At 50.0% G+C, this 11,299-nt stretch carries 8 protein-coding genes; 3 read left to right on the forward strand and 5 right to left on the reverse strand.

Annotated elements, in window-relative coordinates; translation table 11 throughout:
• Positions 1-196 precede the first annotated feature (196 nt).
• Positions 197-3,814: a DNA polymerase III subunit alpha gene (locus GCU39_RS17260; protein ID WP_152394653.1), complete on the reverse strand. Its 3,618-nt coding sequence runs from the start codon at positions 3,812-3,814 to the stop codon at positions 197-199.
• A gap of 101 nt (positions 3,815-3,915) precedes the next feature.
• Here GCU39_RS17260 and GCU39_RS17265 point away from each other — a divergent pair, with 101 nt between their 5' ends.
• The 3 genes from GCU39_RS17265 to GCU39_RS17275 all read left to right on the forward strand — a co-directional run bounded on the left by GCU39_RS17265 (position 3,916) and on the right by GCU39_RS17275 (position 5,147).
• Positions 3,916-4,242: a YtrH family sporulation protein gene (locus GCU39_RS17265; RefSeq protein WP_152397300.1), complete on the forward strand. Its 327-nt coding sequence runs from the start codon at positions 3,916-3,918 to the stop codon at positions 4,240-4,242.
• Positions 4,243-4,284: 42 nt separating this feature from the next.
• Positions 4,285-4,752, forward strand: coding sequence for a sporulation membrane protein YtrI (locus GCU39_RS17270; protein WP_193726524.1), 468 nt, complete (start codon positions 4,285-4,287; stop codon positions 4,750-4,752).
• A gap of 92 nt (positions 4,753-4,844) precedes the next feature.
• Positions 4,845-5,147, forward strand: a complete 303-nt coding sequence (locus tag GCU39_RS17275) for a YtpI family protein (RefSeq protein WP_152394655.1) — start codon at positions 4,845-4,847, stop codon at positions 5,145-5,147.
• A 72-nt stretch (positions 5,148-5,219) separates the two neighbouring features.
• On the opposite strand, the gene GCU39_RS17280 is transcribed toward GCU39_RS17275, so the two are convergent.
• From GCU39_RS17280 to GCU39_RS17295, 4 genes are all read right to left on the reverse strand, one after another.
• On the reverse strand, positions 5,220-7,601 hold the full coding sequence (locus GCU39_RS17280) for a hypothetical protein (protein ID WP_152394656.1): 2,382 nt from the start codon (positions 7,599-7,601) through the stop codon (positions 5,220-5,222).
• 24 nt (positions 7,602-7,625) lie between these two features.
• The gene (locus tag GCU39_RS17285) at positions 7,626-8,510 is read right to left on the reverse strand and encodes a carbohydrate ABC transporter permease (RefSeq protein WP_152394657.1); all 885 of its coding nucleotides are present in this window, start codon (positions 8,508-8,510) and stop codon (positions 7,626-7,628) included.
• A gap of 17 nt (positions 8,511-8,527) precedes the next feature.
• A complete protein-coding gene (locus GCU39_RS17290) occupies positions 8,528-9,418 on the reverse strand; it encodes an ABC transporter permease (protein ID WP_152394658.1) in 891 nt (296 codons plus the stop codon).
• Between the two features lie 79 nt (positions 9,419-9,497).
• Positions 9,498-11,126: an extracellular solute-binding protein gene (locus GCU39_RS17295; RefSeq protein ID WP_152394659.1), complete on the reverse strand. Its 1,629-nt coding sequence runs from the start codon at positions 11,124-11,126 to the stop codon at positions 9,498-9,500.
• Between the last annotated feature and the right edge of the window lie 173 nt (positions 11,127-11,299).

Below are 11,299 nucleotides of genomic sequence, written 5' to 3' on the forward strand. Positions count from 1 at the left end.
AAAAGCCCCTAAGGCATTTCAGCGCCAAGAAGGTTGCGTGAAAGCGAAGAAGGAGGCACGGAGTGTAGGAGGAGCCTACATGAGTACCTGAAATGTTCCGAAGGAACATACATCGAAAGCATAAGCACTTCGAGTTTGATCGCAAGATTCGACGCCGAAAAGACTTCATCGAAAATACTTCGTGATGGAAAGCCGCTCACTTGATGCGGATGGTGGTGGGACCTAGCAGCGCCTCCACCTGCTGCATCAGAACCGGCGACGGCTTGGCGTTGAACGCCTCACTCAAAGCGATCGCCTTCTGCTCCCGCTCATAGAACAGGACCGTCGGCATCTGTCCTGGATGCTCTTGCAGCAGCTCCTTGAGCTGCGCCAGGATCGTCGCCGTCTCGCGATCGGCGGCGATCTTGATGTACACGCGCTGCCCCGGGCGCGCGTGTCTGCCTGCCGCGCCACGCGCCGGTGCTTCGCTCGGCCGCGGCGCGGACGTTGCCGCCTGCGCTGCGCCGCCTTGCGGGGCGCCTGCGCGCGGCGCGCTGCTGCTGCCTGGCCGCCCAGCGGCAGGCAGCTCGCGCTGTTGCTGCGGCCTGCGGCGCCGCAGCAGAGCCTGGATCGCGCCTTCGTTAAGCGGCGCGACGTCGTCAGCCAGCAGCTTGAAGTCTTCGTCTTGCTGCTGCAGCTTGGCACGAACCGCGAGCAGGGCGCCTTTGTCGATCAAGTCATGGCATCGTTCCCATACCTTTGGGAAGAGAACCACTTCCGTCCGCGAGATACGGTCCTCAAGCTCCATGAAGCCCATCATCTTCCCTTGCTTGGTCGAGATTTGCTTCAGCGATACGACCATACCCGCGACGACCACTTCGCTCTCGTCCGGCGCTTCCGTGAGGTCCATGAGCCGATCAAGCTCCAGCTTCGACAGCATCTCATCATGATCATCGAGAGGATGACCTGAAATATATAATCCGAGCAGCTCCCGTTCGAACTCTAGCTGCTGCGTCATCGTATAAGGACGAATCTCTGGGTATTCAATGGACCAGTTGTTCACTTCGATGAACCCGAATAACTGAATTTGGAGATCGTCCCGTTCTTTGCGCCATTTCACCGCAGCTTCCACGGTCTCATCGAGCATGGCGATAAGCTGCGCCCGGTGCCCTGGCAGCGAATCGAGCGCGCCGCCTTGGATCAGCGACTCCAGCACCCGCTTGTTACACACGCGCAGATCGATCCGACGGCAGAAATCGATGAGACTGTCATACGGACGTTCTTCTCGTTCCTTCATAATGCTCTCAATCGCCTGCGTTCCGACATTTTTAATCGCCGCAAGGCCAAAACGAATCGCTCGACGACCATCCTCCGAGGAGACGGGCGTAAATAACACGCCGCTCTCGTTCACATCCGGCGGCAGCACATCAATGCCCATATGCTTGCACGCATCCACATACTCCGCGACCTTTCGATGATTCCCCATGACCGACGCGAGCATGGAAGCCATGAACTGTACCGGATAATGCGCTCTTAAGTAGGCGGTCTGGAACGCCAATACACCATAAGCTGCCGCATGCGCACGCGGGAATCCGTAATCAGCGAAGCGAACAATCATGTCGTAGACATGGTTCGCCTCCTCTTCCGTGAACCCTTCCGAGGTGCTGCCGGATACGAAATGCGCACGCTGCTCGTCGAGCACTTCCCGCTTCTTCTTCGATACCGCACGACGCAATAGATCCGCTTCGCCTAACGTGAACCCTGCCATCTGCGATGCGATCTGCATGATCTGCTCTTGATAGACGATAATCCCATACGTATCCTTCAGGATCGGTTCGAGCGAAGGATGCGGATATTCCGCTTCAATCTGCCCGTGCTTGGCCTGAATATACTTTGGAATGAATTCCATCGGTCCTGGACGATATAGCGCCAGGACGGAGACAATGTCTTCGAACTCCGACGGCTTCAATTCTTTGAGCACGCGGCGCACGCCGGCGGACTCCATCTGGAAAATGCCTGTCGTATCGCCATGTCCTAGCATCGTGTAAGTGAGCTGATCGTCATCCGGTACCTCATGGAAATCTATCGTCTGTCCCGTCTCTTCCTGAATCCATGCGAGCGTCCGCTCAATAATCGAGAGGGTGCGCAGACCCAAAAAGTCCATTTTCAAGAGACCAACTGCCTCTAGATTTTCCATGGAGTACTGTGTCAGCGCTGTCGTCTCCGACCCTTCCTGCAGCGGAACATAATGCGTAAGCGGCTCCTCGGATATGACAACCCCTGCAGCGTGTGTCGAAGCATGGCGTGGCATCCCTTCTACCTTCATCGCCATTTGAACCAATTCCATAACCCGTTCATTTCGTTCCTGAAGCGCTGCTAAATCCGGGTTCAGACGCAAGGCCTCTTCGATCGTCACGCCAAGTTGATTCGGGATCATCTTGGCCACGCGGTCAACTTCCCCGAATGGCAAGTTCAGCACACGTCCGACATCCCTTACCGCTGCGCGCGCAGCCATCGTACCGAACGTAATGATCTGGGCTACATGCTCCGAGCCGTATTTGCGGACGACGTAATCGATAACTTCATCCCGCCGCAAATCACTAAAATCGATATCGATATCGGGCATGGATACCCGCGCCGGGTTCAAGAACCGCTCGAACAACAGCTTATATTTGATCGGATCGACATCGGTAATATTCAGCACGTATGCAACCAAACTGCCCGCTGAAGATCCACGTCCCGGCCCTGTCGCAATCCCGTTCTCGTGGGCGAACCGAATGAAATCCCAGACGATCAGGAAGTAGTCGGAATACCCCATTCGGCCAATCGTCTCTAGCTCATAACGAAGCCGCTGCCACACCGTCTCCCGATACGAAGAGTCCTCCCAGACCGGCAGCGACCCATACCGCCGCTCCAAACCTTCTTCACACAGCTCTGCCAGATATTCGCCGGCAGTGATCCCATCAGGAATCGGCTGGAAGGCCGGCAGGATCGAACGACCAAATTCTAACTTCAACGCCGCGCATTTCTCCGCAATCTTCGCCGTATTGGCAATCGCCTCCGGAACATGAGGAAATAATCTAGCCATTTCCTCACCGCTTTTCAAATACAGCTGATCCGTTGTGATCCGTAGCCGATCTTCGGCGTCGACGGTCTTGCCTGTCCCAATGCAAATCAGGACATCCTGCATCGCCGCATCTTCCGGCGCAATATAGTGCACATCATTCGTTACGACGAGCGGTATGCCCGTCTCTTCGCTTAATGCAATCAACTGTGGATTCACCCGTTTCTGCTCGGCAATCCCATGGTCTTGAAGTTCCAAATAGAAATTTTCCCCGAAAATATCTTTATATCGCAAAGCGGAGGCTTTCGCTTCCTCATGCCGACCATGCAATAAATGCTGCGGAATCTCTCCGCCAAGACAAGCACTTAGGCAGATAATCCCTTCCGAATACTGCCTTAGCACCGTAAGATCGATGCGAGGCTTGTAATGAAATCCTTCTAAATGGCCGAGGGAACACAGCTTCATCAAATTCCGGTACCCTTGTTCATTTTTGGCGAGCAATATCAGATGATAGATTGGGTTCTCCTGACGCGTCCCGCGATCTTTCATCGAGCTCGTCGTCAAATACGCTTCACAGCCGATGATCGGCTGGATGCCATGCTGAACACATGCTTTATAAAAAGGAACCACACCGTACATCACGCCGTGATCCGTTAAGGCAAGCGACTTCATGCCAAGCCTAGCAGCTTGTTCGACCATCTTGTCAATCCGCGCCGCACCGTCCAGCAAGCTATATTCACTATGAACATGCAAATGTACAAATCCGCTCATCGCCTGTCCTCTCTTTCTAGTCTAATCCTTGGACAACACCCATATATCTAAGTATACACGATAACAGAGCGCAAACAGAGAGGAAAGGAGCCGAAATTATGATGGAATCCTTCGCAACCAAAGCAATTCTCGATTTCTTCATCGCCTTTGGCATTGTACTCGGCGGTGCCATGCTCGGCGGCATCGGGGCTGTCATTGCCTTGCAGCCGCCAACGCTTACGATGCTGAACGTCGCCAAATCACTTAAAATATGGGCGCTTGCCGCTGCTGTTGGCGGCACCATTGACCCGCTGCGCGTCATCGAGAGCAATTTCTACCTCGGTAATATATCCCCTGCGGTCAAGCAAATCCTCTATATTATCTGTGCCTTTCTAGGCGCACACCTCGCAACAGAGCTTGTAGCTTGGATCTGCCGGGAGCGAGGTTAGATCGCAATGCGAGTGCCGCCCTTTAGCCGATATCGTCATCTGATGCACTCTTTTGCCATCTTCCTCTGCGGGATGATCGTGGGCAGTGCGGTGTATAACGGCTTCTTCCATCTTCAAATGACACAGCTTACGAATAAAATTAGCGATCTGCAAGCCGAGAATGATCAATATAAAAAGGATATCTCCTCGCTCAACAGCAAATTTAAGAACCAGCATACGTCCATCCGCAATATCCAAATTTTCATCATTGAGAAGGCAAACGACAAAGACAAGCTTGATCCAGAAATCGAAAACGAACTTAAGAAAAAAATTCGAGACGACTTAGAGGTATTCATAGGCCGGGATATGTTCAAAATCAGTCAGGATGCGAGATTCGCAAGCGAACTCTTAAAAGATAAAGTCTATAAAGATATCCACGATCAAGATTTCAAAATTCAAATCCGAACCATGCTCGTAAATAACGGATTGTTACAAATTTGGGTCGACGCAAAACGCCATGATATCCCTTGAGGAAATATGTTACAATGAACGGAGCCATGAGAGGTTGTCACGAACCAATTATGAACGTATACATATTTATCGAGAAAGGGGCTGCATGACCTATGACGGGAACGATTCTCCTCGTCCTATACGCACTACTCGCTGTATCGCTTGGCTTCTCCGTATTCAACAGCTGGAAATCGCATCGATCCAAAGAACCCGCGCAGCGTGGCCTATACGGGGCGCGAATGAATATAAGCCTTGGCTCCATGCTGATTCTGCTCGCTGTCATCCAATTGTTCATGTTCAGCGGTTCATCGACGCGCGTCGTGATCGGTGCATTATTCTTGCTGCTCGGGTGCTTCAACATTTATGCCGGGCTGCGGAACCATAGCCACTTCAACAAAATGAACAATAACGCCTAACTGCCGTCTAACGAACCATAACCCTCTTGTTCGCATCTTCATCCGATGTCAGAACAGGAGGGTTATTTATCATTACAAAAATAATTGATCTATTCGTTGACCATCTGCCTGTATCCAGCACGGACCTTGGATATCAACCCAAATCTGATGACGGTCATCAAAGTCGGCACGCACCCGGATGCCAGAGGCATTCACATGAATTAAACGCACATGCGGCTCCGTCGGCTTAATCGCGATCACGCCTTCCGAATCATCCATTCTGCAGTTCCAAGTCAACCATTGACCTTCTTCGTCTAAGGCTGCGTATGCTTTGCCGAGCACAACTTCTTCCAGACACTTAAAGTGCTCATGCACATCGTTGTCCTGCAAGTTGCGTTCATGCCAATCCGAGATCATGCCGATGTATTGTTCACCTAGAATGAACGATTGCGATGCATACTGAAGGGTATGATGATGCCCTTGATCCGCCTTGCCCGCATCCGGCAATTTCAGCTGTTCGCTGATCTGACGAGCATGGATATACGGATCGGGAACGAAGGCCCACCGTAATTCCCCTGTGTTCATATCTACAGCTTGAACGACCGTACTTATCGCATTCATCGTCTGCACCAAATAGGACACTTCGCCAGTCAGCAGATACGCATACCAAGTCGCATAAATCCGCCAGGACGTCCAGCCATGCGGCGAATTCAACATATTCGGCTGAATTGCGACGTCATATTGCGATTCCCAGAATCGTCTTGTTGCACCGCGCTGACGCGCATCTGGAATGACGAGGTTCGTCAGACAATCATGTCCTGATAACATCTTAATCGCCATCTCCTGATAGATCATGCGCTGTTCTCTCGATTCCTGCATCAGTGCAAATAACCCGAGTTGGAGCGCACTGCATGCAATCATGCCGTCCTCGTACGTTAATTCTCCTTCGGTATCAATGTTCCCATCCGCACGGACAAGCTCATCCATCGCCTTACGTACCGATGCCCAGTGTCTATCGTACCTTTCTTTCCATTCCGGATCCCGCTCCTTCAGCGACTTCTCCGCCTGAATTAGCTCCATAATGCTTTTCGCCGGATATATAACCGACGTATAATGCGTCCTTCTTGCACGATAAGAACCGTCGGCATCTTGCGCGTTCCCGATCATCCAGTCTGCCAGATCCGAAGCCCTCTCCAAAGCTGAAATTTCGCCTGTCGCTTCGTACCGATCCACAAGAACACCGATCATGGAACTGACATTTTGGATACGATGCTTCGCCAGCAGCGGCTCATGACTTTCCATATCGAACATCAGAGGATAAATCTTATCCATTATTTTCTCCGTCTGATCCAGCTTATCCTGATCTGCTGTATACCTCTCAGCCAAATAAAGGGTATACATGCCGTACCAGCTCTCGCAATGTGAAGTCGCCCTTTGCGGGAATATTAACGCAGCTTCGCGCGCCCGCTCCATGAACCATAACCAAGAAGGACGCACAGCTAGAATGGCTTCGCTTTGCCGTCTTGATTCGTTCCGGGCATATACCTTGATATAGCCATATTTGCCGTTCCCTTGCACATCGAATCCATATAAATTTGGACCTAGGGAATCAGGTTGAACCGTCAACTGCTGTCCATCCGGCATGACCAGGCGAACCGTGACAGGCTCTAATGAATGTATTTTGAGCTGCGCCGTTTCACCGGCAGCGATGGTCGTCCGATCCATTTCAATGAACGGTGCCGTGCATATCGGTGCCAACGTGGAGGATAGATCTTCTAAGCTTTTCATCGATACCATATGAATGGTCCACGATTTCTCCTCACCAGGAAGAAGCTGATATAGGGATTGTGGATGCCGTTCTGGCAAGGGTAGGGCGTGCAAAAGATCCAGCACAAACGACTCCACGCGATGTCCACCCCATTCGAACGGACCTTCCGAGTAACCTACATTGTATTCCAAGTGCCATGATGCGATCGGATCCGGCGAACCTACGCCAATAATCCGCCCGTCCGGACGCATACAATAGCCCCAGAAATGATTTCGCTCCGAGCGAAGCAGTGTTGGAAAACATTTCCGATCCCAGTCCGGATACTTTTCCATGTATGTATCGAGTCCCATCAAAAGGCCTAGAGATACCGGCTGGAACGGAATGCGCCCGGTATGCTTGACCGTTGCCGTCACCGTGAAATTCCCGTTCGCGCTATGATATCGAAGGGAAAGCTGCAGTTCCCCCAGCGTGCCCGAGAACATCACCCCATGCTCATCCTGCGAAGCGAATGACAGCTCAGCTACATGTTTGCTGTCGTTCCACTCACCGCACCAGCGGATCCCAGCATAAACTCCTTCTCTAATATCAACATGCACCCATTCGCCGTCTGACAGAAATCGCAGCTTGTGTATTAATCCATTCGGATATAGTTCTACCTTCCAAGTTGTATCACCAAATTCAATAAAAGTCTGCTCAGATATATTCATCTGTGTGTTCCTCCCTTATGTAAATTATTCTTTAACGGAACCAAGCATGATGCCGTGAATGAAAAACCGCTGCAAAAACGGATACACGATTAAGATGGGGATCATCGAGATAACAATCTTCGCCGCATTGAGTGTCTTGTTGGATAGTTGAGCCATCTGACGAAGCTCTTCCGTTGTCATGTTATCGGTATTGATCTGAACAACCAATTGCTGTATATACGTTTGAAGCGGATAATGCTCTTGCTTATTCATCAAAATGAGACCGTCGAAGAAGGAATTCCAGTGCATGACAATACTGAACAGTGTAATTGTCGCAAGTACAGGCACAGATAACGGCAAGTATACTTTTAGCAGCATATACCAAGGCCCTGCGCCGTCCATCATTCCCGCTTCATCGAGATCCTTCGGCGTGCTGCGGAAGAAATTCACCAGAAGAATAACGTTAAATACAGGCACCGCTCCGGGAAGAACTAAGGCCCAAATCGTATCTAATAATCCGTAGGATTTAATCGTCATGAACCAAGGAATCAAGCCCCCACTGAAGAGCATCGTGAACACAAGAAACCACATATACGCATTCCGATAACGAAATTGATACGATTGGCGGGATAAGGGATAGGCCATTAAGACGCAAATGACGAAATTCAGGATGCCGCCAAGAATAACGCGTTGAATGGAGACGCCGAATGCGGTGAAGAAAGCCTGTTCCTGCAAAATTTTCTTGTAGGAAGAAAGCGTGAAATCGACCGGCAGCCAGGTCACTAATCCACCAGCTACAGCCGCTTTATCACTAAAAGAAACAGCAATGGTGTACCAAATCGGAAAAATACATAAGATCGACGAGAGGACGAGCAGCGCAAGGATGATACCATCAGCCGTCCGCGAGAACAGCGTTCGATTTTTGACCATAGTTGTTGTCTCCCCTCTTAGAAAATACGATAATTGGCGAACTTGGACGCCAGCACGTAAGAAATGATAATCAAAACAAAGCTAATGACCGACTTCAACAGCCCCACAGCAGTCGCGAGTCCATATTGTACTTGGAGCAGTCCGGCCCGATAAACATACGTATCAATGATGTCACCCGAGTCATAGACAAGCGGGTTGTACAAATTGAATATTTGGTCGAAACCTGCATTCAGTACGTTGCCGAGGCTAAGTGTTGCAAGCAGGATTATCGTCGGTTTAAGACTTGGCAGCGTGATGTAGCGAAGCTGCTGCATCCGTGTCGCGCCGTCGATCGCCGCCGCTTCGTATAGTGATGGATTGATTCCTGTCAGCGCTGCGAGATATACAATGGTCCCGAAGCCGAACTCCTTCCACACATCACTGCCAATCACGATGCTCGGAAACCAGCTATTACTTCCTAGGAACATAATCGGTTTGGCACCGAATGCGCCGATCATTTGGTTAATCAGTCCATCCATGGAGAGTAAATCCGAGAGGATGCCTGCTAGAATAACCCAAGATAGAAAATGCGGCAGATATACGATCGTCTGCACGCTGCGTTTCAGCCAAGCCGTCCTTACTTCATTCAGCAACAACGCGAAGACAACCGGGACGATCATGTTGGCAATAATCTTCCCAATCGCGATGAACAACGTATTAAACAAGATAATCCGACTATCCGGCAGCTCGAACAAATATTTGAAATTATCAAATCCGACCCATTCCGATCGCCAAAATCCAAGCCCAGGTTTAAAATTCTGAAAAGCAATGGTAATGCCAAACATGGGAACAATGCTGAACAAAATGAGCAGTACAATTCCTGGCAAGAGCATCAGATGGTAGTGGAACGCAAAGGGTTGTTTTTTCATGTGATCTCTTCCTTTCATGCAATCATAAAAACGGGGAGCGGTTAGCTACCTTGATCGGTAACTCGCCGCCCCATGCGATCTATTCTCCTAATGCTTCTTTCACTTCGCTCGTAATCTGCTCTCCGCCAAGCTTCTTCCACTGTTCTACGAACGTATCAAATGCCTCAAGCGGCTCTTTGCCCATAATGATTTTCAGATAAGTTTCTTTCTCCATCTTGTCCAATGTCGCATTCTTGAGTTCCATCGTCTTCGTAATGGATGTAAATAGATTCTCCGCTGCATTCAGAGGACCATTTAGCGGATCACTGCCTACGGTGTAAGAATAGTAAGGCTGCCATGATCCTAAGTCCTTGGCCGGATCATAATTATTTTCTTTTGCCTTCGCATAGATCTCTTGCATCTCCGGAATCATCTCTTCCGGCTTCATCTTGCCTGCGATCGTGTTTACTAACATGTCATGTTTCCTGGTCACGGTATCTGCATTCTCAATAACAACGCGCAGCGGCCAGAATCCAGGATTGACTCGATTATCCAACTTCTTCGCATCAGGATCCGTGCCGCGTTCTCCCGCAACTGTCGTATTTACCGCAATCATCACAGCCTCCGGATGCTTAATTCCCTTCTTGACGACAACAAATGAATTACTTACGGGAACGGTATGCGTGTTGAACTTCCCGTCCGCCGTCAGCGGAGCAGCTAGCGCAATCCACTCGGATTTCGGATCATTCTTCACCGCATCGCCGAGCGGCCCCCACGGCATCCACCATGGCCCGAAGAACATGCCCGATTTCCCGCCAGACGTAAGCTCATAAGCTTCCTTCCGAAGCGCGAATTCCTGGTCAATTAGACCTGCGGCATACCATTCACGCAATTTCGCTAACGCGTCTTTGACCTGCGGCTGAATTGATCCGTACACAACACTTCCGCTTGCATCCTTCATCCAATATTTTGGATACGCTCCGTAGTAACTGAATATCGATGCAAAAGCGTTATCGCCGTACACCAGATCAACAGGCGAACCTGGAAGACCGATCGTATCCGCTTTGCCATTTCCATCCGGATCCTTCTCAATAAATGCTTTGGCGACTGCCGCAATATCATCGATGGATTTCGGCTGCTCAAGTCCGAGCTTCGTTAACCAATCTTGGCGGATCCATAAGAAATACGGTGCATCCCCCTGCGGCACGATATTCGGTATCGCCATTAATTTGTCGTCGAACGTAGCTTTTTTAAGAGCTTTACCCTCTGTCGTTGCGTAGAAATCTTTTACTTGAGGGGAAGCGTATTTCTCATAGACCTGTGTCAAATCCTCGAGTTGGTCCGCTTCGACCATCTGACGGAGTTCTTTCTCGCCAACGACCATGACATCTGGAATGTCATTACTCGCAATAGCAACTTGAACTTTCTGTGTAAAAGGATCGCCGGATTTTGCGGTTAGACTATAGTCGAATTTAATGTTTGTCTTATCGAAGATATAGCGCGTAAATTGGTTGTTATCTACCGTGTCGCCTGACGGAAGGCTTTTATCCTCTGGATTGAGCGGCTTCGCGACCGTTAGCGTGACTGTCTCGGGATATTTGTAATAAGGATCAGCTGGTACGGCATTTGTTGCTTCTTGCTCGGGCTCCGCTTCGTTCTTCTCCGTACTCGCACATCCATTCACAATGACCATTGCGCTTGCAAGCAATACAATCAACCATTTTTTCATGAAAGTTCCCCCATTACCTATTTTGTTTACGCTTACATGATTAAACCGTGCTTCGAGCATTCCGGATGCCTTCGCATACCGTATACTTATTGTATCTGGATGGTACAAAGATAAGGTGCACAATCTGTTGCAAAGAAAGGGACAATTCGTACGTTAATTCAACTTCATGTGCA

This window comes from Paenibacillus guangzhouensis (assembly GCF_009363075.1).
Classification (GTDB): domain Bacteria; phylum Bacillota; class Bacilli; order Paenibacillales; family Paenibacillaceae; genus Paenibacillus_K; species Paenibacillus_K guangzhouensis.

What these genes read in the sequence shown, in the direction of transcription:
- GCU39_RS17285 (WP_152394657.1), bottom strand. Translation starts at nt 8,510, where the DNA reads ATGGTCAAAAATCGAACGCTGTTCTCGCGGACGGCTGATGGTATCATC.
- GCU39_RS17295 (WP_152394659.1), bottom strand. Translation starts at nt 11,126, where the DNA reads ATGAAAAAATGGTTGATTGTATTGCTTGCAAGCGCAATGGTCATTGTG.
- GCU39_RS17260 (WP_152394653.1), bottom strand. Translation starts at nt 3,814, where the DNA reads ATGAGCGGATTTGTACATTTGCATGTTCATAGTGAATATAGCTTGCTG.
- GCU39_RS17270 (WP_193726524.1), top strand. Translation starts at nt 4,285, where the DNA reads ATGCACTCTTTTGCCATCTTCCTCTGCGGGATGATCGTGGGCAGTGCG.
- GCU39_RS17290 (WP_152394658.1), bottom strand. Translation starts at nt 9,418, where the DNA reads ATGAAAAAACAACCCTTTGCGTTCCACTACCATCTGATGCTCTTGCCA.
- GCU39_RS17275 (WP_152394655.1), top strand. Translation starts at nt 4,845, where the DNA reads ATGACGGGAACGATTCTCCTCGTCCTATACGCACTACTCGCTGTATCG.
- GCU39_RS17265 (WP_152397300.1), top strand. Translation starts at nt 3,916, where the DNA reads ATGGAATCCTTCGCAACCAAAGCAATTCTCGATTTCTTCATCGCCTTT.
- GCU39_RS17280 (WP_152394656.1), bottom strand. Translation starts at nt 7,601, where the DNA reads ATGAATATATCTGAGCAGACTTTTATTGAATTTGGTGATACAACTTGG.